Consider the following 24136-nt stretch of genomic DNA (forward strand, 5'->3'; position numbering starts at 1 on the left):
CCTTGGCGAGTCAGGCCGGGTCGGCGCCCATGACAAGGCCCTCGATATCGTGCTTCTGTGTAATCGGCACGAGTTCCTCGACGATGCGGCAGACCAGATGCTTCTTCGCGATATCGGGCAAGGCGTCGTGCCACTGCCGGGTGACCATCATGTCATGCAATTCTGCGTGTCCGGCGCCCGGCGCATCGACGCCCAACACCATGACAGGGCGGGCGATCGGAGACAGGTGCTCGGTCCCGCGATGAACCGTCAGGGCTGACCGGCAGGAGATGTCGCCACGCCGCGGATATTTGCGCGTCGCCCGTTCCTGGAAGCGGCTCCAGAGCGACTTGTCCGGAAACATCTCGTGCTTCCATTCTCGGCCGTCGTCATATTGGGTTCCGGGTGCAATCTCGAACGGACCCATATCTTCGGTGACGTCGACGCCCGTCAGATTGAAGGCGAGCGAGGTGAGTTTTCGGTCATGGTAGGTGTCGACGGGAGAAGGAAAATCGCGGTGCCATGGTTGGTACTTCGCGCCCTCGAACGGCACGTCGAGACCGATCTCCACGATCTGGTATTCGGGGCCAAGCGCGTTCGTGCATACGTCTACCACCCAGGGATGAGTGACGAGATCGACGAAGCCGCGAAAGTCTTGCGGATGGATCTCCACGTACCATCGCCGGGGGCCGCGTCCAACGGCGCCGCCGGGGCGCTGAATTGCCGACCAGAAGGCGGTCATCATGTCCTCGCGCATCGCATCGGCCCATTCGGGAGAGAATGCCCCCTTCAGACCGATGATGCCGTCCTCTGCAAGCTGCGCCACCTGGGCTGCGATGTCGTAGTCGAATGCCGTGCGTGCGTTCATCACTTTCCCTCCTCCACAGAGGCAAGCTAGGGACGCCGGCAAATCTTAGTCAATGGCGAATATTCGTTGGCTGCAGTAGGCATCGCTGAATCTGGAGAACAGGCAGACAGGAACCGGGAAACGATCAAACGCGTGACGCCGTTCGACGTTGCCACGCCGGTGGGCTTCTGTCACGCCGGTCGCGGTCCCACGATCGCACGGGCATCACAGCGCGGAGTGAGCTGAGGCTGTCTGTTAGCTGGTCGGCGCCGACTCTTGAGCAGCATTGGGCATCAGACGGCTTCCTCTCGGCCGCGCAGGAGTGGGAGCAGTTGATTGCCCTGCCGTTTGATCTCAGACAGATACGGCGTGTCGGAGAGTACGAAATGGGTGATCCCCAGAGCCTCGTATTTGCGCAGTGACCGGGCGACATCTGCCGCCGAGCCGACGAGCCATGTGGTGCCGGCGCCACCCCCGCCAAACTTGCCCGGTGCGGTGTAGAGGTTGTCATCGAGCACGTCGCCGCGCTCGTGCAGGTCGAGCAGTCGCTGCTGACCGACCGCGACTGTTCGCTTATGGTCGTTCCAGCCGGCGCCCTTGCTCTTCGCCATCTCGGCGACTTTCGCCTCGGCGTCGGCCCAGGCCTGTTCCGTGGTATCGCGGACGAGCGTCGTGATCCGCAATCCGAACTCCAATGGAGCGAGGTCGCGGCCCAGTTCTCTGCTCAGCGCCTTGAGACGCTCGATCCGCTCCCGGACGCCGTCGAGGGGCTCACCCCAGAAAAGCTGGACATCCGCCTCGGTGGCCGATACCTGCTCGGCCGCCTCCGAGGCACCACCGAAGTAGAGCCTCGGGTGTCGACGCCCGCTGCGGACATCGATGCGTGGCACCACGGTGGATTCAGTGACGCGGAAGTGCTCGCCCGCATAAGTCACGTTCTCCTCGGTCCACAATCTGCGGACCAGCCGCATGAACTCCTTGGTGCGGGCATAACGGTGTGCCTGATCGCCCTCGCTGTCGCCATAGGCGGCAAGGTTATCCTTGCCAGATACGATGTTGATGCGTACGCGGCCGCCGGTCAGGTGGTCCAGCGTGGCGGCCGCGGAAGCAAAGTGCGCCGGCCGCCAATAGCCGGGCCGGATCGCGATGAGCGGCTCAAATGTGGTGGTCCGTGCGGCAAGTGCAGCCGCGACGGTAAAGGTATCCGGCCGCCCCCAGCCGGTACCGATCAGCGCGCCCTTCCAGCCATGATCCTCCAGTTCCCTGGCGTGGCTGGTCAATGTCTCCAAGCTGTTGTGGTTTTCGATGGCCGCATCGCCGCGGTGACCGGCTTTGACGTCGTTGGGGATGTACCAGAGAAATTCGGATGTGCTGCTCATGCGATGGGCCTGCCGTCAAGTTGTGGTTGGAATACGAAATCCGCGGGAAGATGTCCGACATCAGGTAAGTTGTGATCATCCAGGGAGACCTTATCTCGCCAGCTGTGCCTCTTGCTTCCGTGTTGCCTGAACTACAAAGCCGTTCGGCGGGCGCTTGAGGCCGAGATTCTCCCGCAGGGTCGTGCCTTCGTATTCGTCGCGGAACAGGCCGCGCCTGCGCAGAATCGGCACAACCTGATCCACAAAATCCGTCAAGCCGGTGGGCAGGATCGGCGGCATTATGTTGAAGGCATCGGCCGCACCATTCACGAACCACTCCTGCATTGCATCGGCTATCTGTTCCGGCGTGCCGACCACGGTTCGGTGTCCGCGGGCCGTAGCAACGGCGAGATAGAACTGGCGCAGGGTCAGGTTGCTTCGCGACACAAGGTCTGAAACCAGCTTCAACCGGCTCTTGTTGAGCTCAGTGTCCTTCGGCAGCGGCGGGGCGGGATCGTCTAGCGAATAACCCGAAAGGTCGATGCCCTTGTAGTGGCGGCTGAGGATGTTCCAGGCGATGGAAGGATGAACAAGTGACTGGATATACTCGTAATGCGCCTGGGCCTCCGCTTCAGTTCCCCCGAGAACAGGGAATATGCCGGGACTGATCAGCAACTCGTCGGGTTTGCGGCCGTAACGGGCAAGCCTGCCCTTGACGTCGGAATAGAATTCCTGCGCGTCCTCAAGGGTCTGATTGGCGGTAAAGATCATCTCGGCCGTGCGGGCTGCGAGCTCTCGCCCTGGCTCCGAGGCGCCGGCTTGCACGATCACCGGATAGCCCTGAACGGGACGGCCCACGTTAAGCGGACCGGTTACGGAAAAGAACTGGCCTGTGTGATCGACGAGATGCACTTTGTCCGGATCGAGATAAACGCCGCTCTCCTTATCGCGGATGAAGGCGTCGTCCTCGTAGGAGTCCCACAATCCTTTCACCAGGTCGACGAACTCCTCGGCTCGTGCATAGCGGTCGGCATGGGCGGGATGACCGGGAATCGAGAAGTTCTTGGAAACGTCGGCGCCGGTGGTCACGACGTTCCAGGCAGCACGCCCTTTCGAGATGTAGTCGAGCGAAGCGAACTTGCGCGCGAGAAGATAAGGGTCCTCATAGGTGGTTGAGGCGGTGGCGACGAAGCCGATGCGGCTCGTCACCTGAGATAAAGCCGCCCACAGGGTCAAGGGCTCGAAATGAGCGCCCTGAGCGGTGCGGCGAACTGCTTCGGGATCCTTGGCGCGCTCCCAGCCAGCGGGACTGTCGGCCACGAAAACCAGATCGAACTTGCCGCGTTCCGCAGTCTGCGCAAGCGCCCGGTAGTGGTCGATATTCAGGCCGGCATCTGCCTGCGCGTCGGGATGGCGCCAGGCGGCGACGTGATGGCCCGTGGCCATGATGAACGCTCCGAGCCGCATTTGTCTCTTCCGTGTGCTCATTGGCTTACCTCCCATGGATTTCAGGCGATCTTGCGGCCTGGTACGTCGACCCCGAGCCGGTTCAGCAGGCGCGCCCGGAATCGGGCAAAGCGTGGATCGCCATGATCGCGCGGTGTTGGAAGATCGACGCGGAGATCCTCGATGATGCGGCCCTCGTCGAGGACCAGTATCCGGTCGGCGAGCGAAATCGCCTCATCGACATCGTGGGTGACGAGCAGCACCGCCGGGCGGTGCCTCGCGCACAGTTCTCGCAGCAGATCGTGCATCTTCAACCGGGTCAAAGCGTCGAGCGCGCCGAAGGGCTCGTCGGCAAGGAGCAGGGCCGGCTGGCGCACCAGGGAACGTGCAAGGGCAACTCTTTGCTGCTCGCCGCCCGAAAGCTGGTTCGGCCAGGCGGACTCGCGCCCCTCGAGACCGACCTCTGCCAAGGCCCTCCTTCCGGCATGCTGGCCGGCGCTGCCGGGGAGACCGAGCGTGACATTCTGAATTACCGTGCGCCAGGGCAGCAGCCGCGCATCCTGGAAAACCACCGACAGGTTCTCCGGTGTATCCAGGGTGCCGGTTCCCTCGACGTCGTAGTCAAGGCCGGCAAGAGCCTTCAGGAAGGTGCTTTTGCCCGAGCCGCTTTTTCCGAGGAGCGCGACGAATTCGCCCTCCTCGATATCGAGATCCACACCCTCCAGGATCGTCCTGTTCGAGAACCGGCGCACCAGGTTTCGTACTTGGACGGCATTGGCTGGGGGCGTCAGTTGGCCAGAGTGCGACGCCATGAGAGGGCCCTCCGTTCGAGCAGGCGGACGAGACCGTCCGAGACGAGGCCGAGCAGCACATAGACCACCAGGCCGACGAGAATGACGTCGGTCTGCCCGTAGGTGCGGGCAAGATCGATCATGTAGCCGAGACCGCTGGTCGCGTTGATCTGCTCGACGACGACGAGGGAAACCCAGCAGAGCGTCACGGCGAACCGCAGGCCCAGGAGGAAGCCGGGCAATGCCCCGGGGAGGACCACCTGGAGGATGAAATCCTTGCGGCTCATGCGTAGCGTCTCCGCCAATTCGACATAACGGCTGTCGATGCCGCGAAGGGCGTTGTGCGTGTGGATGTAAATCGGCACGACGACGGCAAGCACGATGGTCGTGACCTTCATACTCTCACCGATGCCAAACCACAGGATCAGCAAAGGGATCAGAGCCAGCGTCGGGATGGCGCGCTTGATCTGGACCGGTCCGTCGATCAGCGCTTCGCCGATCCGCGAGAGGCCGGCGATGACCGCCAGGACCGTTCCAAGCACCAGTCCGATGCTGAGACCAATCAGGGCGCGTGTCGCCGATGTCATGAAGTTGTCCTGCAGGCGGCCCTGTTCGATAAGCCTGCCGAAGGCTTCGATGACCGTCCATGGTGCGGAGAGGATACGCGGATCGATCCATCCGAGAGTGGACCCGACGACCCAGAGCAGCACAAGCAATGCCGGTCCGATCTGCAATCCGAAAGGTATTGCAGGTCCGGGGCCAAGTCTTCGTCGCGCGCGGGAGCCGGCCGGGCTCGCCGGAGCAGTGCCGGCATATGCAATCTCACGGTCGGGCACCCTCGCCGACTTCCCCCCATATGCATCCCAGATGGTTGCCATGCTTCAGTCTCCTCTTGGATGAGCGCGGGGGGCTTACTGGCTCTTCGGCAGGGCCGAGGCCGCGACCTTTTCGAAGCGGTTGTCGAAGATCAGCTCCACGTCGAACGGCTTGTAGCCGAGCTCCTTTGCCAGGAGGTCGATGGTCTCCTGGTGGCGCCTCTTCACGTCGCTCCAGTCGTCAGGGATCACCTGGGTGCCCGCGAGCTTGACGAGATATTCTGCGTCCTCGCGGCTGAGACCCTGCTGGCCGATGTAGTATTCCTTGATCCAGATTTCCGGATTCTGGTCGACCCATTCGCTCGCTCGTGCCCATAGCCGAACGTATTGCGCGAGCGCGGCCGCCTTGGCGGGGTCGTCCAGTACCCATTGCGGCGCGTAGAGATGGCTCGGGTCGTCGCGCAGGCCATGTTCGACGAGCGAGGCGCCATCCGGACCGTACTGGGTAATGTAACGACGGATATTCACGCCTCCGATCGGGGCGATGTCGACCTGCTTGCTGGCCAATGCCTTGGGATAGAGGTCGCCGGTGCTGGGTAGTTCGACAAGGGTGACGTCATCTCTCGTCAGGCCCGCGGCTTTGATGGCGCGCAGAACGAGGGTTCCCTGGGCCTGGCCGGGGCTGAAAGCAATGCGCTTGCCGCGAAAGTCGGCAAGGGTCTTGACGTCTACGCCGGGTGCAATGCCAAAGCGATAGATCGGGTTCGCGATCGGATCGCGCCTCTCGCGATAGGCGATATTGCGGGCCGGCAGGTTGTTCCAGTTGGCAAAGATTGAGGGGATTTCAGCCACCGATCCGACATCCAGCGCCTTGGCGCGAAATGCTTCCGACGTCTGCGGACCACCGCTGATGTTGGCCCATTTCACTTCGAAGGTAAGTTCGTTGACAAGCCCCGAGAGTTCGAGCGCCTTTTGGGTCGTGGGATCACCGATGGTCAGAACCGTGCCCTTCGGCACCTCAGGAAGAAGGGGCGCGGCTGTCTCTGCCGCGCACACGCCGGAGACAGCGCTGAGCGCAAGCAGGCTTAACAGGGCAGTCCTTAACGTCTTCGCCAATGTCATCGGTGATCCTTCCCGTTGGTTGCAGATTGCAGAAAGCGATGCACGGCAAGGTGTGAGATTTTCTATAAAAACTATAGACTATTTATTTCTTTCGTTCGGCGATTGAGAGAAAATCATCCCTGAGAAAGGCTGATCGTCAGCCGATGGGCCGCTGATGACACGCGTCGCCGCGCTTTGCGTGATCAAATGAACGCGCCGTCGGGCCTATCCGGGGCTGGCTTGGGTTGTTCAGGAAAAGTCAGGAGACGATGCCTATGCCGTCAGCGCGTCAGCCGGTCTTTCAGACGGGCATGAGCGAGCGCAGCAGAAGCCACGAGTGGCGCGAAGGCATGCAGCGGTAGTGATTTCTGCCGCAGGAAGGAAATCGGCATGTCCTGGGGCGCTTCGCCCATCGCTGCGCGCGCCAAAAGACCACCGAGCTGTGCCGTCATGGCGATCCCTCGCCCGTTGCAGCCGATCCCGCCGAAGAAACCTTCGCCCAGATCGTAGATCCGGGGGAGGAAGTCGGGCGTCATGATCGCCGTGCCGGTCCAGGCAACTTCAATGCCCGGATGTCTGGCAAGCTTCAATTCGCTCGCGAGCCGGCGAACGACGGCCTTTGCGACGCGTTCGCGTGCGCCAAAGGGAAAGACCGCCATGCCGCCGCTGATCAGCCGATTGTCTCGGTCGAGTCGATAGGTGAATAGGTTGAGGCGCGTATCACCCACCGGCCTGCGCTTGGGAGAGATTCGAGCGACAGTCTCCTCGTCAATCGGTCCGGTTGCCACCTGATAGACGCGAAGCGGCACTCCCGTGCGGCCGATCAGGCCGGCGATGCCGGTGGTAAAGGCATTTGTACACAGAACGACACTGTCGGCACGGATCGAGCCATCGGTAAATTCGACCTGCCATCCCTGCGGTCCCCGCCTGCAGGATTGCACGAAGGCATTTTCCCGGATCAATCCTCCTTCGCGTAGCACCGTTCGAGCGAGGCCGTAGAGATAGTCGAGCGGATGGATGGTGCCGCCGGATTCGTCGATGATGCCGCCGGAATAGATATCCATGCCCGTCTCATGGGCAATCTCGCCGGGCTCCAGGAAGCGGACCGGTCGGTCGAGGCGCTGCCAGATGGAGGCCCGCTTGCGCAGGACCTGGGCCATCGCCTCGCCGAATGCGGGCTGAAGCCATCCATTCTGGCTGGCATCGCAGGAAATGCCGTCCTCACGGATAATGTCGAACACGGTGTCGGCACCGCCGCCGACGAGCCGCAGCAGCCCTTCGGCCTTCTGCGGTCCGAGACGGCTGTAAACGGTCGCCGGATCGGCCTTCGCGAAATTGGGTACGAGGAAGCCTGCATTGGCTCCGCTCGCCCCGGAACCGAGAAGCCCGGCCTCAAGCACGACGACGCGCCGTCCTTGCTTGGCAAGCGCGCGAGCGGCCGTCAGGCCGGTGAACCCGGCACCTATGACAACGGTATCGGCCTTTTCCGGCAGCGCTGACCCGGAGGTCGGCGGCGCTGCGGCGGTGCGTGTCCAAAGCGTGTCGGGTCTTGTTTCTTGCATGGGCTGTCCATTGGCGCGAACCGGCAAGCAGGCGAGTGCCAGCATTGCCGGATCAATTGGTTAACCAATCACGTCATCGAATTCCTGGCCGCGGCTTTGGGTTGGGAATGCAGACGCTATTTCAATCCGGGCACATGGCCTGCAAAAGCCCCTGTGTCGCCTCTATATCCTTGACCATGAGCTTGCCGGCCGAGACCGCGTCGCGGTTGCGGAATGCTTCGATCATTTCGTAATGGTAGGTCGAATAGGGATAGGCGATCCCGGCGTCGAGCTGGCTCTTTACGAGGTCCGAGAGCATGCGCATGTAGGGGCCGAAGCGGAGCCAGAGGGTCTCGATCATCTGCGGCAGGACGTCCGAACCGGATCCCTCGTAGATCGCGAAATGGAATTCCTGGTTCTTCCGAAGCATTTCATAGACCTGACCTTCGACGCCGAGTGCCTCGTGTGCCTTGGCAAGAGCAAGGCAATGGTCGATTTCGCTGCCGCTCATCCGCGCGCAGGCGAGTTCCGTGGCCAGTCCCTCCAGGGCCTTGCGAGCCTGGCAGAGATCATCGAGGCGTGCGCGGGACACCGGCGGAACGCGCGCCGAGCCGTTGCGGCCGATCTCGAGGCCGTTTTCCGCCGCCAGCCGCCTCAGTGCCTCGCGGACCGGCATATGACTGGTGCCGAATTCGGCTGCAAGCGAGGCGATGGTGGTGACCTGCGACGGCTCGAACTTTCCCCACATCAGCGCGTGGCGCAGCTGCTCATAGACACCGTCCTGGACAGTGACCCGTGACGATACCCTCGACAGCCCGGTTTCTCGCATTCAGCCAATCTATCCTTGTGTTGCCGCCGCCGTATCTCCGGCGGGAGTCGTTTCGGCGATTCTTTTCCGGTTCAGACCCTGCAAGTCAAGCACGGCAGCGAAGCGATCAATGCGCCTTTTCCGTGCGGAATTTTGCTTCCAACAGGCTCACGAGCCGCACGAGCGGCAGCAGGAAGATGAGGTAGACAAGCGCGGCCCCGATAAGTGGTGTCGGGTTGGCGTAAAGTGCCTGTGCATCCTGCGCCTCTTTCAGAAGTTCCGGCAAGGCAACCGTCGAGGCAAGCGCCGTATCCTTGAACATCGACACGCAATTGCTGGTGATCGGCGGAATGACAATGCGGACTGCCTGGGGAAGTATGACCTTGACCAGCGTGATGCGGAAGGGGAGGCCAAGAGCCGAAGCGGCCTCGAACTGGCCCCTGGGCACGCTCTCTATGCCGGAGCGGAAGACCTCGGCCGAATAGGCGGCCATGACCAGTGAGAACGACAATATCGCCGAGGTCCAGGCCGATAAGCTGATCCCGATGAAGGGCAGCGCATAGTAGATGAGAATGAGAACCACGAGAGCCGGGATGGCCCGAAAGATGTCGATATAGGCGATCGAAATGAGGCGGAGCGGGCGCGCGGCATAAAGGCGGAAGACGCTGATGACGAGCCCGCCGGCGACGCCGAAAATGATGCTGAAAATACCGATGAGGAAGGTGTTGAGCAGACCGCGCCAGAGAGCCGGCAGGCTGGAAATCAGGACGTCGATATTGAAAAAGGTTTCGACTAGCGTCATCGCTGGCCCTTTCGAGATGCGTGCGAAAGCGCGCGCCCGGAGACGCGCGCTTCACGAAGATCAGGCCTTCGGCACCGGCAGTTCGGTGACTGTCGCCGAATTTGCCGGCGGCTCGCTGCCGAACCACTTCTTGTGGATGGCCGCCATCGTGCCGTCCTTCTTCATCTCGGTGATGGCTGCGTTGATCTTTTCGAGGAGGGGCGAATCCTTCGTCATCATCAGGCCGTACTGCTCGCCGGTCTTGATCCGGTCCTTGACCGCAAAGCCCTTCATTTTCAGGAACAGGTACTCCATGCCCGGAATGTCGCTGACGACGGCTTCGATCCGGCCTGCGCCAAGATCGAGGAACATGTCCTGCTGGCTGTTGTAGCCCTTGATATCGCCAAAGCCTTTCTCAGCCTGATTGTCCTTGACCCACTTTTCGCCGGTCGAGCCGGAGAGGACGCCGACGGTCTTGCCCTTCAGATCGGCAAGGCTCGCAATCGGGCTATCCGTCTTGGTCGCCACACCCATGTCGGAATCGTAATAGGGCTGGGTGAAGGATTGCGACTTCAGCCGCTCGGGCGTGATCGTGATGGAGGAGATCGCGACGTCGATCCGCTTGGAGCTGGTGGCGGCGAAGAGCGCCTGGAAGCCATAGTCCGCGATGTCAGGCGTGAGACCGGCGCGCTTGGCGGCTTCCGTAACGATGTCCACTTCGAAGCCTTCGAAGGTGCCCTTTTCGTTCTTGTACTCGAAAGGCGGGTTGCTGGGATAGGATCCGACATGCAGCGCATCAGCAGCCCTTGCCGTAAGCGCACTGCCCGCCAACCCGACCATCGTGGCTGCGATCAAAATATTGCGGCGTGTAAGTATCATTTTATGTTCTCCCTCTTGTTGAAGTTCGCATGGCATTTTTGCATGCGACCCTGCCGGCGTGCCGATCGCCGTCATCTGCTCTTCAGCCCGCCGCACCCGGAGGGGCTCTGCCTCCGTTTTGGTCTCCTACTTCCGGTGCCCGGAGATGATTTCTGCGAGCGCCTTCTCGAAGCGCGCAATCTCTTCCAGCTTGTTGTAGTGGACAAGCGAAACGCGAACCGCGCCCGTTTCCATCGAGAGGCCGAGGCGCTTCATGAGACGCGGCGCGAACATATGTCCGTCGCGGATGCCGATGCCGATCTTGCCCATCTCGGCGGAGATCAGTTGCGGGCTCACGCCGGGGATGTTGAAGCAGATGGTGGGTACGCGACCCTTCAGCCGCTCCTCGTCGGAAATGCCGTAGATCACCGCGCCCTGCCGCTTCAGGGCTGCGATCATTTCGCGGCTGAGGGAAAGTTCATATTCGCGGATTGCTCCCATGGCGGCGGTAAGCGCTGCGCGGCGGCTGTGGGTGCCTTCCGGGAGGAAACGTCGGCCGATGCCCTCGAGATAGCGCACGGCAGCGTCCATGCCCGCGACATTCTCGTAGGGGAATGTGCCGACCTCGATCTTGTAGGGCGGGACGTCGGGGATGAAGTCTTCCTTGAAGGTGGGAAGCCGGCAGAGCGCATCGAACCGACCCCAGAGGAAGCCCATGTGAGGCGAGAAGTTCTTGTATCCCGAGCAGACCAGATAGTCGCAGTCCCATGCCTGGACGTCGATCAGGCCATGCGGTCCAAAATGCACGCTGTCGAGGAAGACCTCGGCGCCCGCGGCGTGCGCGATCTTGCCGACGGCGGCCACGTCGACGATGGTGCCGATCGAATGGGCAGTTACCGTGCAGGCCACGAGCCGCGTACGCTCGTTGACCAGGGGCACAAGGTCCTCGGTATGGAGCGTGCCGTCCTCGCGCATGCGCCACCACACGATCTTGGCACCATCGGCCTCGAGCGCCAGCCAGGTGGCAATGTTGGCGTCGTGATCCATGTCGGTGACGACGATCTCGCTGCGCTCCTTCAGCATCTTGGCGATGCCGAGGCTGACGAGGCGGATGAAGGACGTGGCGTTGAGACCGAACGATATCTCCTCCGGCCGGTAGGCATTGACGAGGATAGCGACGCTTTCGCGCGCGGCAACGAGGTTGGCATCGACCCGCTCGCTGTGCTCGTACTTGGCCATGCGCTGAACATTGCTATCGATCAGGTGGTTGGTCACCGCATCGACGACCATCTGCGGCACCTGGGCGCCTCCGGCATTTTCCAGAAAGATGAAGTCGCCGGCCTTGCGGATCGCGGGAAACATCTCCCGGATTTCGTCTACCGGAAAGCTGTTGTGCCCGGCCATCGAACGGGGTGACGCCTGAACGCTCATGATTGATCCTGCCTGCTTTTTTTGCTTGGGTCGCGATTGCCGGCGGTCGCCGGCTGCTGTTTTGATTATTTGATCACAAGATATTTGAAAGTTCAACTAACTTCGATTGCGACAGAGGAAATCACGCACAGCAAATAAGGCGCCGCGGAAGGCGGCGCCTTATCGGAATGTCGGCGAACCTGTGAAGGCCGCTAGGCTACTGAATCTTCGCCTGCAGGGCGTTGACGTCGTCGGTGGTCATTTCGCCGACCGTATCGACCTTGCCGTCCTTGATCTTCCACAGGCGGAACGGGCCGGTAATGTCGCCGTACTTGTCGAAGGAGACTGGACCGATGACGCCCTCATAACGGATCGGCTTGCCGTCCTTGATCAGGGCGAGCGCCTTCGCAAACTCCTCCTTGCCGGCATAGATCGGCTCGCCCGCCGGATCGACGACCTTGAAGATGGCGTCTCGGATGGCGGCGGGCTCTTCCGAACCTGCCGCGGCGATTGCGAGGCCGACGATGGCGCCGGCATCATAGGCGCGGTCAGCGGCCGGGTTGGAAGGCTCTATTCCCGAGAAGGCCTTGTAATTGGCGTTGAAATACTCGGTGGACTTGGTCGGGCTTGTACCCGATGAGGTGCCGTAGGCTTCGTTCAGATAGTCGGCGCCGACCGACTCGATGAAGTCAGGGCTGTTCATGCCGTCGTTCAGGAGGAATTTCTGAACGCCTCCCTGCGAGATCCATGTGCGGGCGATCGTGGCACCGTCAACCGGGTAACTTACCAGGTAGAGCCCGTCCGGTTCGCCGCTCATGGCCGCCGTCACTTCCGACTGGTAGCTCGACTGCTTTTCGTTATAGGGCGTTACCGAGACGATCTCGCCGCCGAGCGCCTTATAGGCGCGGGAGAATTCCGACACCATGTTGACGCCGAAGTCGTTGTTCACATGGATGACGGCGAGCTTCTTGAAGCCCTGGTCTATCGCGTATTTCGCGGCGGCAACGCCCTGCAGGGCATCGGAGGTGATGGTCCGGAAGAAGATCCCGTTCGTCTTGCCGTCGCGGCCAAGCGCCGTCAGGGTCGGCGAGGACGAGGCAGGCGACACCTGGACGACCTTGGCGGGCGCCGTCACCGAAGTCAGGATCGGAATCGTGACCGACGAGATGATGCCCCCGATCACGACCGGCACCTTCTTTACCTGCACGAGCTGGGTTGCCGCATCGACGGCAACGTTGCCCTGGCTCTGGCTGTCGCGCGTGTCGGTGACGAGGTCGCAGCCACGAGCGCCGCCGGCTTCGTTGATGTCGCGGAAGGCCATTTCGACCGACTTGGCACCGGCCTGGCCATACTCGCCTGCAGGTCCCGTCAGTTCCATCACGAGGCCGACGGTAATCTTGCAGTCGGCGGCACTGGCCGCGCCGGCAGCGAGGAGAAGCCCGAGGGCAGTGGTCATGCGGAATACTGTGGTTTTCATTGTTGTTCCCCTTGTTCGGTTTTCAATGCGTCATTGGCCGGTTTGATTTTCCTTTGCTGCATCCGGTTGCTGCAGCCGGCTTATTGGCGCCGCGAGAGCGCTGGATGAGACGGCGGCCGTCAGATGCGGCCGTCGTTGAGGTTATAGTGCATGATCGAGCCGTGCCGGCCTGTGCGGTCGCGCTCAAGCGTGTAGACATCGCCCTCGGGGCCTTTGGCCTCGGCGATGACAGCGCCGATCTCCGCAAGGTCGGCCATGCCGAGGTCGACGTCCAGGATCCGGGCATTGGCGAGCGCATGCGCCTGATTGCGGGCCCCGACGATCACCGCCGCCACCTGCGGCTGGCGCAGCACCCAGGCGCTGGCGATGGTGGCGATGTCGGCCTCATGGCGGTCGGCAACCGCCCTCAGGGCACGCAGGAGGGTCTGAAAGAGGTCCCAGCCCCCGAAATCATCGATAATCAGCTTATATTTGACGAGCGAGCGGTTCTCGAGCGGCATCTCCGGTTCTGCGCTCCCGAGCCAGCGATCGCTGAGAAAGCCACCCGCGACGGACCCATAGCAGAGGAAGGCGAGGCCGCTGCTGGCGGCAAGGCCGGCCAGACGGTGCGATGGGCGCCGGTCGAGGACCGAATACTGCAGTTGCTGGCTGACGAGGCCTATGCTCGCCTCCAGGATCTCCGCGATGTGATCGCTGTCAAAATTGGTCGTTCCGACATTGCGCACCTTGCCCTCGTCGCGCAGTTCCTGCAGCCAGCCGAGTGAATCGACGTAGCCGCCCATGCTCAGGTCCCACCAGTGGAACTGCACCAGGTCGAGCCGTTCCGTCCTCAAACGCCGCAGCGACTGTTCGACGATGCCGCGAATATAGTCACGGCTGATGCGCGGAAGCACTTCGAGATCCGGCACCAGCTTGGTGTGCACCTTCATGCGACTTGCCGCCTCTGCACCGCGCTCACGCAGAAGGTGGGCCCGTGCCTCGCCGATCAGTTCCTCGACGCCGGTATAGATGTCGGCGCAGTCATAGGTGGTGATGCCGACGTCGAAGGCAGCGACCAGATCGAGAACCGCTTGCTTTCTGTCGATTGCGCCATGGCCGCCGGCCAGCTGCCATCCGCCGCGGATTACCCGCGAGATCGCGTAGCCTGGAGCAAGGTCGAAGGTCTTGGCATTCATTTCTGGTCGCTTTCATCGGGAAGGGGCACTGCGGTCGTCTCGGCATGGCTGAAGCGCCGCCGGCCGAGCCGGACAATGCGCAGTCGGCTTGCGCAATTGGGATCGGGACAGGCGATCTCCGCATCCGACGTCATCCAGTCGTTCGGATGGGTGTCGCGCTGCTTGGCGGCGAGCAGAGGCAGGACTGCGGCGAGCGAGTAGATGGAAAAACCCTGCCCTTCGGGTAGGTGCAGCATCTCGCCGCGCAATTCGAAATGGTCGCCCGGCTTGGCGCCGCAATAGATCGGCTTGCCTTCGGGAATCACCGCCTCCACGAGAAGGTCGAAGAGTTCGAAGCTGTCGTCGGGCCGCCCGGTCATCGGCCATTCCCTCTCGATAGGACGATCTCGCAAGCTCCGTTCCTGCGGATCGCGCCGCAAGCCTCGGCGAGGCCGGCTCTCTCCTCATCTGGAACCTGCGCAACCACACTGCCCGCAAGCCAGCCGATCGGGAAGAACAGTCGCGCGCCCGGTCCGTAGAAGAGACCGATGTCGAAAATCGCGTTCGGATTGCCGCCCCACATGCGCGGCGGCACATAGCTCAGGACGATGTCGCCCGGCTGAGGATTGAGCGTCGCGTTTTCCGCAGGCAGGGCGCGGGCATAGGAGGCGCCTTCAAGATGAGGCGGCGGAATGGGGCAGGAGATTTCCGGGCCTGTCCACATGGCATGGAGCGCCGGGATCACGCGTTCCGAGGAAAGATAGTCCCAGAGGAAGGCAATATTTTCGGGCGCCTTGCCGTCAAGCAGCCTTGCGGTGGCCGACAGGCCGGATCGGGCTTCGCGGATGAGGATCGTGCGCTCGGTCATTGTTCGCCTTCGGATTGGGCGGGCTCGGCCAGAAGCCGCTCCCTGAGGAATGTGAATGGACGGCTTATGTCGGCAACGAGGGCGCCTCGCGCGCCGACCGGATCCCGCCTGTCTAGCGCATCCACCATGGCGCGGTGGTAGTAGGCGACGTCGCGCGTCTCGTCGCTCGCTACCGCCTGGGAGAAGGCATAGGCGGCGTAGCGCGTGCAGGGACCGGATTGAAGCCATAGGCTCTCGATCATCGGAATGAGAACCGAGGAACCGCTGCAGCGATAGATCTGGAAGTGGAATTTCTGGTTCAGCGTCGCCTCGCGATCGAAATCGCCGCGCTGGCTGAGCGAACGCACCTCGTCCCACTCGGCCAGTACATCCCGGACGAGCATGAGCTCCCGCTGGGTCATGCGCAATGTCGCAAGGGCGACTGCCTCGCCCTCGATGAGGATGCGCGTGCGCAGCAGGTCATCGAGGCGTTCCAGCGTGACCGGCGGAACGCGCACCGACCGGTTGGGCATCGCTTCGACCGCCTTTTCGCTAATCAGGCGCCCGAGCGCCTCGCGCACCGGCATGGTGCTCGTCATCATCTGGTCGGCGAGGCCCCTGATGGTGAGCACCTGGCTCGGCTCGAAGAGGCCGCAGATCAGCGCGCGACGCAATTCGGCATAGACGCGGTCCTGCACCGTCTCGCGCTCGATCGGCAGCAGCTGCGGCCGGTCCTTGACGCTGAATGCAGTTGCGGGGTGCTTTTGCATGCTCGCTCGCTTTTCTCTCTTGCGAGATAGTTTAAACCTCAATAATTTGATCAAGACAAGTGTGATCACAGATCAAAATAACAACTGCACTTGGCCAGAGGGTAGTATGCAAAGTGACTTCGAACAGGTCCGGCCGCCGGACGTGCTCGTCGTGAAGAATGTCGTCAAGCGCTATGGCGGACTTGCCGCCGTCGACGATGTTTCCTTCACGCTCTCGAAGGGTGAGATCCTTGGCTTGATCGGCCCGAACGGTGCCGGCAAGACGACGATGTTCGATCTCGTGGCCGGAAGCGCGCGCCCAACCGCCGGGAAGATCTATGTCGGTGGGCTGGATGTCTCGGGGGAACCGGCTCACACGCGCATCGGCCGCGGGCTGGGACGCACGTTTCAAATCCCTCGTCCGTTTCCCGAACTCAGCCTGCTGGACAACGTGCTTCTTGCCCGCCAGCGTCAGAGGGGCGAAAGCGTCGTCGCCAATTTCCTCGCTGCCCGCCGCGTCGCTGCCGAGGAGAAACAGGCGATGGAAAGAGCCCGTGAACTTCTCGATTTTCTGTTGCTGTCGCATTTGACGAATGAGCCGGCGCGTGTGCTTTCGGGTGGCCAGCGAAAACTGCTCGAACTGGCGCGCGTGATGATGGCCGAGCCGGAAATCGTGCTCCTCGACGAGCCTGCCGCAGGCGTCAATGCGAGCCTCCTGGAAGTCATCATCGACCGCATTCAGGAGATCAATGCGCGCGGCATCACTTTTCTCCTGATCGAGCACAACATCGACATGGTGAGCAGGCTCTGCCACCGCGTACTCGTCATGGCGAGCGGCCAACTGCTCTGCGAGGGCAGGCCGGAGCAGGTGGCGCGCGACCCACGCGTCATCGAGGCCTATCTCGGGGGTGCGGCATGACCACTCCCGTACTTTCCGTGAAGGACCTTGTCGCGGGCTATGAGCCAGGCGTGCCGATTGTGCGTGGTGCATCGATCAGGGTCGAGCAAGGCGAGATCGTCGTTGTCCTCGGACCGAACGGCGCGGGCAAGTCGAGCTTCATCAAGGCGATTGCCGGTCTTGTCCCCGTCTCCGCCGGTTCGATCCATCTTGCCGGCGAGGACATCACGGCACTGCCCGCGCACCTTCTGGTGCGCCGTGGCCTTGCCTTCGTTCCTCAGACCGAAAACATTTTCCCGCTGATGAGCATCGAGGACAATCTCAAGGTTGCTGGCGGCATCCTGCTAGCGCGGGAGGTGCCGCAGCGGATAGCGGAGATGTACGAAATCTTTCCGGATCTTGCCGAGCGAAGGCGCGTTGCCGCCGGCAATCTTTCGGGTGGCCAGCGTCAGATGCTCGCCGTTGCGCGCGCGCTCATCGTCCGGCCAAAGCTTCTCGTTCTCGACGAGCCCTCCGCCGGTCTGTCGCCGAAGTTCGTGGGGATGGTTTTCGAAATGCTGTCGACGATCCGCAAGGCCGGCACCACGATCCTGCTCGTCGAGCAGAACGCGAAGGCGGCACTCGCAATCGGTGATCGCGCCTATGTGCTGGTTGAGGGCAAGGATCGTCATGAGGGGAGGGCGGCCGACCTGTGGAACGATCCGGTGGTCGCCGAACTCTATCTTGGGCAACGCTCAGCAGCCGAACGCAAGGAGGCCCGTCCATGAACCTGCAATTCATTGTCGACGGACTGCTGACAGGCTCGATGATCGGCCTAGGCGCGATCGGTGTGACGCTGACTTATTCGATCTTGCGCTTCTCCAACTTCGCGCATGGCGACTTCATGGCCTGGGGCACCTATGCCACGCTCACGGTCGTAACTGCCATCGGAGCCGTGTTCGGGAAGGTCGCACCCTTCAAGCCCCTTTCTTTCGGCTGGCCGCTCATCGTCGCACTCGTTGTCGGCATGGCCTTCACCGGCCTGCTCGCCGTCACCCTCGACCGCATCCTTTATGCCCGGCTGCGGGCCAAGGGCCAGATGATCATACTGGTCATGGCAAGCTTCGGGGCGTCGGTGGCCATGCGCAACCTCCTGGAGTTCGCGTTCACTTCCAGGCCTGCCTATTTCAGCCGCGCGATCCAGATCGCCATGCCTGTCGGCTTCGGCATCCGCATCACGCCGGACCAGATCGCTCTTCTCGCGATGACCGCCATTCTCGTCGCTGCCGTACACCTGATGATGACCCGCACGCAAGCCGGACGGTCGATGCGTGCTGTCAGTCAGAATCCGGCCTTGGCTCGCGTCGTCGGCATCGATGTCAGACGGGTGGTTCGACAGACATGGCTCGTCGGCGGGGGGCTGGCCTGCTTTGCCGGCGTCATGGTTGGCGTGCTCGTGCAGATCCGCCCGCTGATGGGTTTCGACCTGCTGCTGCCGATGTTTGCCGCCGCAATTCTAGGCGGGATCGGCAGCGTTCCTGGCGCAGTGCTGGGCGGCCTGATCATCGGGCTGAGTGAAGCGGCAGCCGTCCAGCTCGTCGGCGCAGAATGGAGGGCCGCGGTCTCCTTCGTCCTGCTGATGGCCGTCCTGTTCGTTCGGCCGATCGGCCTCTTCGGCGTGAGGGAACGCTAATGGACTTGCTTGGCTATGGTGCCTTCTTTACGGCGACCGCACTCATATTCTCGCTGATGACGCTCGGGCTCAACCTGCAATGGGGTCTGACCGGGCTCTTCAATGTCGGCCTTGCCGGCTTCGTCGCGATCGGCGCCTATACATCCGCGATCCTGACGACGCCCGATGATGCCGCGCGCATCGGCGGCTTCGATCTTCCGATCGTCGTCGGCTGGATCGCGGCAATGGTGGTGGCCGGCGCTGCCGCGGCCCTGACCGGGATTGCGACATTGAGATTGAAGTCAGACTATCTGGCGATCACCACCTTCGGCGTTGCCGTGGTGGTGCAGCTTGTCGCGCTCAATGCCCAGGGACTGACCGGCGGGCCTTTCGGCCTCGGCTTCATTCCGCGTCCATTCGGCTCGCTCGCAGAAACGCCGCTTCTCTTCAACCTTGCCAACCTCGGCGTCGTCGCCGTCGTGGTGCTTGCTGCCTATCTCGCGCTCGAGCATCTGGCCCGCAGCCCCTGGGGCCGGGTGCTCAAGGCACTGCGCGAGGACGAGACCGCTGCCATATCGCTCGGCAAGAGCGCCCGGTTCTACCGCGTGCAGGCCTTCGCCATCGGCGGCGCGGTAATGGGACTCGCCGGCGCGCTGCAGGCACATTTCATTGGCTTCATCGCCCCGGAAAACTACCTGCCGACATTGACCTTCCAGGTCTGGGTCATGCTGATTGTCGGCGGTTCGGGCTCCAACCTCGGAGCCATCCTCGGCAGCCTGCTAGTGTGGGCGATATGGGCCGGGTCGGGCGGGGTCCTCAGTGCGATGATCGCAACCGACCAGCAGGCAAGGGCTGCCTCTCTCCAGATCGTCGCGATCGGCGTCATGCTGTGCCTGATCCTGCTGATGCGCCCGACAGGCATCCTCGGCGGCACGCGGCGACGCAAGACAGACGCGAACACCGAGCCGAAAGATACGGCAGGCGCCTCACAGGGGAACCAGGCATGAAGAAGACGGCCGGGGAGGCGAAGCCCCCGAACTAACCGTCGAATCGAGCCGTCCAAACGCTCGAAACGGTTGCAATTGGCCGTTTGGCCGGCGTGCCTGCGAATATATTCTGGCGACACGCAGCGGCAGAACGCCTATTTTACGACCGTGAGAATATTCCGCAGCGCGACGTGTTTCGGCCGGCGTTGCTGCGCACGGTTTGCTCCATGCCCCTCTAAGTCTCTGGTGACCGCGCCCAACAAATCTCGCCACTGCAACCTGCCGGTGGTACGATGCTGTAGAGCGTCGCGCCCGCGGTTGCGTCAAGAGCGAGGCTCTGCGTTGAGGGAACACACCCATGGCAACAGCGGGCGTCGAACGGCGGCTTGCGGCGATCCTGATAGCGGACGTCGTCGGCTATTCTCGTCTTGTCGGGTAGGACGAAGTCGGCACCCTCGGCGCATTGAAGGATATTCACCGCGAGGTTATCGAGCCACTCCTGACGGAACACAAGGGTCGCTTGATCAAGCTGTTGGGAGATGGTGTTCTCGCCGAGTTTGCCTCCGTCGTCGATGCGGCTTCGTGCGCGGTTGCCATGCAGAACGCGGTTGCCGCGCGGCAGGCGGGCGTTCCGCCCCAGAAACGCATCGTCTTCCGCATCGGCATCAATCTCGGCGATGTAGTCGTCGAAAGCGGTGATCTGCTTGGAGACGGCGTCAATATCGCCGCCCGCCTCGAACAGCTCTGCGAGCCGGGGGGCGTACTGATCTCTGGCACTGCCTATGATCATTTGCAGGGCAAGTTCACGCTGCCGCTTGATTCTGCCGGCGATCAACAGGTGAAGAATATCGCCAGGCCGGTGCGCACCTATCGCGTCCGGATGAATGGCGACGGGCGGCCCTGGCGGTTGCGCCTGCGCCAATATTCCGCCCACCTCAGATGGGCCACGGTGCTGGTCGCGGTGGTCCTGGCAGCAGGCGGCTGGTTCTCGTTCTTGCGGCCGAGCTCGGGCCCGAGCGTCACCACGGCTCTTCCCTCTGTCGCCGTTCTCCCATTCAACGACACGAGCGGCAACGCGGCGCTTGCTTACTTCGGTGACGGCGTGGCCGAGGACATCATCTCCATGCTGTCACGGGTTCCCGACCTGAAAGTGTTGGGCCGCAATTCGTCATTCCCTTTCAAGGGCGAGCCGATTGATGTGCATAAGATCGCCGCAAACTTGGGCGTCACACATATCCTCGAAGGGAGCATCCGAAAGGATGCTGGTCGGCTGCGCATCGTGGCCCAGCTCGTCGATGCCAGGACTGGCGAGTATGTCTGGGCCGAGCGGTTCGACCGCTCTGGTACCGACCCCTGGGAAATCCAGGACGAGGTCACTGAAAAGATCGTCGTCGCCCTCGCAGGCGACGCGGGCACCTTGAAGAAGGCGCAGTATCGGCAAGTTTGGGGAAAAGACCACACCGATCTCGAGGAGTACGACTACTATCTCCGCGGCAATGATCTGCTGGTGCAGCTCAGCCCCGAAACGACGGAACAAGCGCGTCAGGTATTGACGGAGGGGCTCGCAAAATTCCCGGACTCCGCCCTCCTCAGGATCAAGCTCGGCCTTGCCTATTTCATTCGCGGTTGGAATGGCTGGAGTGACAACCCAACGTCTGACTTTCGCCAGGCTGCCGGTCTCGCAAAGGAGGCAATGGCCCAGCCGGCGCTTTCGCCAATGGAGCGGCGGTCGGGCCATTATCTGTCGGCCTTCGTCCGCGTCACGGAGCGAAAGTTCGCCGATGCACTTGTTGAAGCAGACGCAGCGATCAATCTCTCGCCTTACGATGCCCAAATGCTTGGCGCTCTCAGCCAGGTCTTAATCGCGGGAGGAAAGCCAGCGCAGGCGTTGGAGTGGATCGACCGGGCCGAGGTCCGGCAAGCGGCGAGCCCCCAGACAACGCAGGAGCTGGCCTTCTACAGAGGGGGGGCCTTGGCGGTCGAAGGTAGACTCGAGGAGTCGCTTGCCGCACTGAAGGTAGACCAGACGGATTTCTTCAGTCCCCTGATGCAGGCGATTGTTCTCAATCGGCTCGGCCGAACCGAAGAAGCGGCAACACAGCTGAAGAAGGGCCTTGCGTTCGACCCCGAATTTACGCAGGCCAAATGGCGCGAACTCTCCTTCTACAGCGATCCCGCCATCCTCGAACGCGAAGTCGCCGACCTCGCCAGTCTTGGCCTACCAGAGAAGTGAGGTCGCTTCCGGATGGCAAGTTGGAGCGCGCGGCTGCGCGCCTCGGCTTTCACTGCGAGCCGCGGATCGTCAGGCCTTGGCGCTCTTCGCGCCGCTGATGGATTCGCGCACCACACCGTAGGTGCTTCCCCAGGCATCGGTCATTTCGCAGCGGATATCCCAAAGCTCAGGGAAGAAGCGGTGGTCTGCGCCGCCCCGGAGAATTTCGACCGGCCGGCCCTTCAATGATTTCGAGCCCAGACCGATCGAGCGGTGAATGAGGTAGAGATGGTGAGCGCGGAACTTCTGGAAGAGTTCGTCGAATTCGACCAGTGCCTCCGCGACTACATAGCTGTCGCCGTGATCGTACTTCGCGTCATAGATATCGGCGACGGACAGGCCGCGCGCATCGAGATAGTGCGTCTTGAAGCCCTGCCATAGGTCGGGTGGCATGCGCAGCAGCAGTTTGAAGCCTGGAGATTCCTGCCCGGAGCCGTTTCCGAGCTGCAGGCGGATCTGCTGATACTCCTTCGGCGACATGGTTTCGAGAAGGTCCAGCTGTGCCGTCATCATGCGCATCAGACGATGCACTCGCCCCATCAGCGTGACGATGCGGTGGGTGTTCTGCGCCTCCATGTATTCGAGGACGTCGACGAGACTATAGGCGATGAGTTTCATCCAGAGCTCCTCGACCTGATGGACGATCTGGAATTGCAGCTCATCGGAGTTGACCATTTCCGCCAGCGGCTTCTGACAGGTCAGCAGCTTGTCGACCTGAAGGTAGATGCCGTAGTCCAGCATTGGCGGCGTTTCGATCCGGTCGTGATAATCCTTCTTCGTCATGGTCATCATTTCCTTCGGGATTTGGCGTTGTCCTCGGCGTTGTAAGGAGGATAGCGCGAGCGCGGCCGAACATTGTTTCTTCTCAGCATGCCTTGAGGCCAATCCGGAGTACGGATAGGTTATCGAAAGGTCATGCAGGAGAACGCTGGACTTTGGATAGTATCGACAGGAAGATCATTCGCCTACTGGAAGGGAATGCGCGGATATCTTTCGCGGAGCTCGCCGAGGACGTCGGCCTGTCGAAGACGCCGTGCTGGAAACGAGTGAAGGCGCTGGAGGAAGAGGGTGTCATCCGAGGCTATACGACCGCGTTTGGTCTTGCCGAGCTCGGGTTTGGCATAGAAGCATTCGTGCAGGTGACGATCCAATCCGAGACCTATGAAGCCTTCGAGGCCGCGGTCAAGCGCCATCCCCTGATCCGGCGTTGCTACGCGACTACGGGAGAGGCGGACTATCTTCTTCACATCATCGCGGTCGACATGGCCGATCTCGATACATTGCTGCGCCAGGAAATCAGCAGATTGCCGGGTGTGCGACGCACCGTGACCGCAATGATCACGCGCGAGATAAAGGGCGATCTTTCGATGGCCGCCGCCCTGCAGCAGGTGGGCCGCTAAGGCGCCAGGTCAGAGGCAAGCTCTCACTTTGCCGCACGTGCCGCGGTGGCACCGGCTGCAAGTCCCGCCCCGAGGAACACCGCGTCGCTGCCAAGCAGATAGAACGTGATGCCCTCCGCGGACCATTTGCCGACATCCTCCGCCGTGGGACGAAAGATGCCGCATACCTTGCCGGCTGCGCGAGCCGCTGCAGCGATTTGTCGAATGGCGCTTTCGAGTTTCTCCGTGCCGCCCGGGCCGAAAGCACCGATGGAAACGGAAAGGTCGCCCGGGCCGATGAAGATGACGTCGACGCCTTCGACTGCGACGATCTCATCTATGTTCGCGAGACCCTCGGCCGTTTCGATCTGGATTGCCAGTAGCAGGCTTTCATTGGCTGATGCGAGGTAGTCCGGGATGCGATAGCCGTAGCCGGAAGCGCGCCCGGGTCCGACGCCGCGCTCGCCGAGGGGAGGGTAGCGGGTCGCGCTGACTGCCGACTTCGCCTGTGCGGCCGTTGATATCCGCGGCACGAGAACGCCGGCAGCGCCGGCATCGAGCGCTGCCGCGATCCATTCCGGCGCGTGCCCCGGAACGCGAACCATGGCCGGCGTGCCGTGTACGTCAGCCGCGCGGACCAGGTCCTCGATGCGCTCGCGGCCGATCTGCGAATGCTCCCAATCGATGCAGAGGAAATCCAGGCCGGCGGCTGCAGTTACCTCGACCGCGACCGGATGGGGAATGGCGCAGAAAGTGCCAACAACACGATTGGGGCCGGTGCATTTTTCTCGAAAGCCCTTCATCGGATCCTCGGTTGGGCGAAGTGGAAGCAATGACGTCTATCACGCACGCGATGACCCAGTTTTCAAGCTTTGAAAGTCAGCTCATCTTTCCCGCTCAGACCCTCTCCATCGCGATGGCGATGCCCTGACCGACGCCGATGCACATGGTGGAGAGGGAATAGCGGCCCCTGGTCGCGGCAAGCTCG

Annotated in this window: 24 protein-coding genes; 6 read left to right on the forward strand and 18 right to left on the reverse strand. The window is 62.1% G+C overall.

The features are described 5' to 3' along the window. Positions 1-10: 10 nt before the first annotated feature. The 16 genes from EV286_RS29570 to EV286_RS29645 all read right to left on the reverse strand — a co-directional run bounded on the left by EV286_RS29570 (position 11) and on the right by EV286_RS29645 (position 15983). Positions 11-847 (reverse strand): phytanoyl-CoA dioxygenase family protein, encoded by an 837-nt coding sequence (locus tag EV286_RS29570; protein WP_132960828.1) that lies wholly within the window; start codon positions 845-847, stop codon positions 11-13. A 272-nt stretch (positions 848-1119) separates the two neighbouring features. Then, positions 1120-2205, reverse strand: a complete 1086-nt coding sequence (locus EV286_RS29575) for an LLM class flavin-dependent oxidoreductase (RefSeq protein ID WP_132960829.1) — start codon at positions 2203-2205, stop codon at positions 1120-1122. A 90-nt stretch (positions 2206-2295) separates the two neighbouring features. Further along, the gene (locus tag EV286_RS29580; protein ID WP_132960830.1) at positions 2296-3672 is read right to left on the reverse strand and encodes an LLM class flavin-dependent oxidoreductase; all 1377 of its coding nucleotides are present in this window, start codon (positions 3670-3672) and stop codon (positions 2296-2298) included. Positions 3673-3692: 20 nt separating this feature from the next. Continuing rightward, positions 3693-4442, reverse strand: coding sequence for an ABC transporter ATP-binding protein (locus EV286_RS29585; protein WP_132960831.1), 750 nt, complete (start codon positions 4440-4442; stop codon positions 3693-3695). Next, a complete protein-coding gene (locus tag EV286_RS29590; protein ID WP_132960832.1) occupies positions 4418-5299 on the reverse strand; it encodes an ABC transporter permease in 882 nt (293 codons plus the stop codon). The genes EV286_RS29585 and EV286_RS29590 overlap by 25 nt, the downstream gene beginning before the upstream one ends. 33 nt (positions 5300-5332) lie before the next feature. Then, a complete protein-coding gene (locus EV286_RS29595; RefSeq protein WP_132960833.1) occupies positions 5333-6358 on the reverse strand; it encodes an ABC transporter substrate-binding protein in 1026 nt (341 codons plus the stop codon). Between the two features lie 260 nt (positions 6359-6618). Then, positions 6619-7899, reverse strand: coding sequence for an FAD-binding oxidoreductase (locus EV286_RS29600; RefSeq protein ID WP_132960834.1), 1281 nt, complete (start codon positions 7897-7899; stop codon positions 6619-6621). Positions 7900-8020: 121 nt separating this feature from the next. After that, entirely contained in the window at positions 8021-8707 is a 687-nt protein-coding gene (locus EV286_RS29605) for a GntR family transcriptional regulator (protein ID WP_132960835.1), read from the reverse strand. 106 nt (positions 8708-8813) lie between these two features. Beyond that, positions 8814-9488, reverse strand: a complete 675-nt coding sequence (locus EV286_RS29610; RefSeq protein ID WP_132960836.1) for an amino acid ABC transporter permease — start codon at positions 9486-9488, stop codon at positions 8814-8816. 60 nt (positions 9489-9548) lie between these two features. Beyond that, entirely contained in the window at positions 9549-10346 is a 798-nt protein-coding gene (locus EV286_RS29615) for an ABC transporter substrate-binding protein (protein WP_132960837.1), read from the reverse strand. Positions 10347-10472: 126 nt separating this feature from the next. Further along, positions 10473-11756 (reverse strand): cysteine desulfurase-like protein, encoded by a 1284-nt coding sequence (locus EV286_RS29620; protein WP_132960838.1) that lies wholly within the window; start codon positions 11754-11756, stop codon positions 10473-10475. 196 nt (positions 11757-11952) lie between these two features. Continuing rightward, positions 11953-13212, reverse strand: coding sequence for an ABC transporter substrate-binding protein (locus EV286_RS29625; protein ID WP_132960839.1), 1260 nt, complete (start codon positions 13210-13212; stop codon positions 11953-11955). A gap of 119 nt (positions 13213-13331) precedes the next feature. After that, positions 13332-14387 carry an aldo/keto reductase gene (locus EV286_RS29630; protein ID WP_132960840.1) on the reverse strand — a complete coding sequence of 352 codons (1056 nt, stop codon included), beginning with the start codon at positions 14385-14387 and terminating at the stop codon, positions 13332-13334. Then, positions 14384-14746 carry a TIGR04076 family protein gene (locus EV286_RS29635; protein WP_132960841.1) on the reverse strand — a complete coding sequence of 121 codons (363 nt, stop codon included), beginning with the start codon at positions 14744-14746 and terminating at the stop codon, positions 14384-14386. Before EV286_RS29635 ends, EV286_RS29630 begins: the two co-directional genes overlap by 4 nt. Next, complete coding sequence (locus tag EV286_RS29640) at positions 14743-15234, reverse strand: DUF3830 family protein (protein WP_132960842.1); 492 nt, start codon at positions 15232-15234, stop codon at positions 14743-14745. Before EV286_RS29640 ends, EV286_RS29635 begins: the two co-directional genes overlap by 4 nt. Then, positions 15231-15983 (reverse strand): GntR family transcriptional regulator, encoded by a 753-nt coding sequence (locus EV286_RS29645; RefSeq protein WP_132960843.1) that lies wholly within the window; start codon positions 15981-15983, stop codon positions 15231-15233. Before EV286_RS29645 ends, EV286_RS29640 begins: the two co-directional genes overlap by 4 nt. A gap of 106 nt (positions 15984-16089) precedes the next feature. Here EV286_RS29645 and EV286_RS29650 point away from each other — a divergent pair, with 106 nt between their 5' ends. From EV286_RS29650 to EV286_RS29670, 5 genes are all read left to right on the forward strand, one after another. Beyond that, positions 16090-16881, forward strand: a complete 792-nt coding sequence (locus tag EV286_RS29650; RefSeq protein WP_132960844.1) for an ABC transporter ATP-binding protein — start codon at positions 16090-16092, stop codon at positions 16879-16881. Beyond that, positions 16878-17627: an ABC transporter ATP-binding protein gene (locus EV286_RS29655; RefSeq protein WP_132960845.1), complete on the forward strand. Its 750-nt coding sequence runs from the start codon at positions 16878-16880 to the stop codon at positions 17625-17627. The genes EV286_RS29650 and EV286_RS29655 overlap by 4 nt, the downstream gene beginning before the upstream one ends. Further along, positions 17624-18532: a branched-chain amino acid ABC transporter permease gene (locus EV286_RS29660; RefSeq protein ID WP_132960846.1), complete on the forward strand. Its 909-nt coding sequence runs from the start codon at positions 17624-17626 to the stop codon at positions 18530-18532. The genes EV286_RS29655 and EV286_RS29660 overlap by 4 nt, the downstream gene beginning before the upstream one ends. Then, the gene (locus EV286_RS29665; RefSeq protein WP_132960847.1) at positions 18532-19518 is read left to right on the forward strand and encodes a branched-chain amino acid ABC transporter permease; all 987 of its coding nucleotides are present in this window, start codon (positions 18532-18534) and stop codon (positions 19516-19518) included. The genes EV286_RS29660 and EV286_RS29665 overlap by 1 nt, the downstream gene beginning before the upstream one ends. A gap of 499 nt (positions 19519-20017) precedes the next feature. Beyond that, positions 20018-21730 carry an adenylate/guanylate cyclase domain-containing protein gene (locus EV286_RS29670; protein ID WP_348633594.1) on the forward strand — a complete coding sequence of 571 codons (1713 nt, stop codon included), beginning with the start codon at positions 20018-20020 and terminating at the stop codon, positions 21728-21730. 69 nt (positions 21731-21799) lie between these two features. On the opposite strand, the gene EV286_RS29675 is transcribed toward EV286_RS29670, so the two are convergent. Beyond that, positions 21800-22552 carry a tryptophan 2,3-dioxygenase family protein gene (locus EV286_RS29675; RefSeq protein ID WP_132960848.1) on the reverse strand — a complete coding sequence of 251 codons (753 nt, stop codon included), beginning with the start codon at positions 22550-22552 and terminating at the stop codon, positions 21800-21802. A 152-nt stretch (positions 22553-22704) separates the two neighbouring features. On the opposite strand from EV286_RS29675, the gene EV286_RS29680 reads away from it, so the two are divergent. After that, on the forward strand, positions 22705-23169 hold the full coding sequence (locus tag EV286_RS29680) for an Lrp/AsnC family transcriptional regulator (protein ID WP_132960849.1): 465 nt from the start codon (positions 22705-22707) through the stop codon (positions 23167-23169). 23 nt (positions 23170-23192) lie between these two features. On the opposite strand, the gene EV286_RS29685 is transcribed toward EV286_RS29680, so the two are convergent. Continuing rightward, entirely contained in the window at positions 23193-23951 is a 759-nt protein-coding gene (locus EV286_RS29685) for an aldolase/citrate lyase family protein (protein ID WP_132960850.1), read from the reverse strand. Between the last annotated feature and the right edge of the window lie 185 nt (positions 23952-24136).

Source organism: Rhizobium sp. BK251 (genome assembly GCF_004345245.1).
Lineage (GTDB): Bacteria > Pseudomonadota > Alphaproteobacteria > Rhizobiales > Rhizobiaceae > Rhizobium.

Coding starts and splice junctions, on each gene's coding strand:
- EV286_RS29655 (WP_132960845.1), top strand. CDS start 16,878: ATGACCACTCCCGTACTTTCCGTGAAGGACCTTGTCGCGGGCTATGAG.
- EV286_RS29660 (WP_132960846.1), top strand. CDS start 17,624: ATGAACCTGCAATTCATTGTCGACGGACTGCTGACAGGCTCGATGATC.
- EV286_RS29605 (WP_132960835.1), bottom strand. CDS start 8,707: ATGCGAGAAACCGGGCTGTCGAGGGTATCGTCACGGGTCACTGTCCAG.
- EV286_RS29570 (WP_132960828.1), bottom strand. CDS start 847: ATGAACGCACGCACGGCATTCGACTACGACATCGCAGCCCAGGTGGCG.
- EV286_RS29590 (WP_132960832.1), bottom strand. CDS start 5,299: ATGGCAACCATCTGGGATGCATATGGGGGGAAGTCGGCGAGGGTGCCC.
- EV286_RS29630 (WP_132960840.1), bottom strand. CDS start 14,387: ATGAATGCCAAGACCTTCGACCTTGCTCCAGGCTACGCGATCTCGCGG.
- EV286_RS29585 (WP_132960831.1), bottom strand. CDS start 4,442: ATGGCGTCGCACTCTGGCCAACTGACGCCCCCAGCCAATGCCGTCCAA.
- EV286_RS29615 (WP_132960837.1), bottom strand. CDS start 10,346: ATGATACTTACACGCCGCAATATTTTGATCGCAGCCACGATGGTCGGG.
- EV286_RS29665 (WP_132960847.1), top strand. CDS start 18,532: ATGGACTTGCTTGGCTATGGTGCCTTCTTTACGGCGACCGCACTCATA.
- EV286_RS29675 (WP_132960848.1), bottom strand. CDS start 22,552: ATGACGAAGAAGGATTATCACGACCGGATCGAAACGCCGCCAATGCTG.
- EV286_RS29600 (WP_132960834.1), bottom strand. CDS start 7,899: ATGCAAGAAACAAGACCCGACACGCTTTGGACACGCACCGCCGCAGCG.
- EV286_RS29635 (WP_132960841.1), bottom strand. CDS start 14,746: ATGACCGGGCGGCCCGACGACAGCTTCGAACTCTTCGACCTTCTCGTG.
- EV286_RS29650 (WP_132960844.1), top strand. CDS start 16,090: ATGCAAAGTGACTTCGAACAGGTCCGGCCGCCGGACGTGCTCGTCGTG.
- EV286_RS29595 (WP_132960833.1), bottom strand. CDS start 6,358: ATGACATTGGCGAAGACGTTAAGGACTGCCCTGTTAAGCCTGCTTGCG.
- EV286_RS29640 (WP_132960842.1), bottom strand. CDS start 15,234: ATGACCGAGCGCACGATCCTCATCCGCGAAGCCCGATCCGGCCTGTCG.
- EV286_RS29580 (WP_132960830.1), bottom strand. CDS start 3,672: ATGAGCACACGGAAGAGACAAATGCGGCTCGGAGCGTTCATCATGGCC.
- EV286_RS29620 (WP_132960838.1), bottom strand. CDS start 11,756: ATGAGCGTTCAGGCGTCACCCCGTTCGATGGCCGGGCACAACAGCTTT.
- EV286_RS29625 (WP_132960839.1), bottom strand. CDS start 13,212: ATGAAAACCACAGTATTCCGCATGACCACTGCCCTCGGGCTTCTCCTC.
- EV286_RS29645 (WP_132960843.1), bottom strand. CDS start 15,983: ATGCAAAAGCACCCCGCAACTGCATTCAGCGTCAAGGACCGGCCGCAG.
- EV286_RS29575 (WP_132960829.1), bottom strand. CDS start 2,205: ATGAGCAGCACATCCGAATTTCTCTGGTACATCCCCAACGACGTCAAA.
- EV286_RS29685 (WP_132960850.1), bottom strand. CDS start 23,951: ATGAAGGGCTTTCGAGAAAAATGCACCGGCCCCAATCGTGTTGTTGGC.
- EV286_RS29610 (WP_132960836.1), bottom strand. CDS start 9,488: ATGACGCTAGTCGAAACCTTTTTCAATATCGACGTCCTGATTTCCAGC.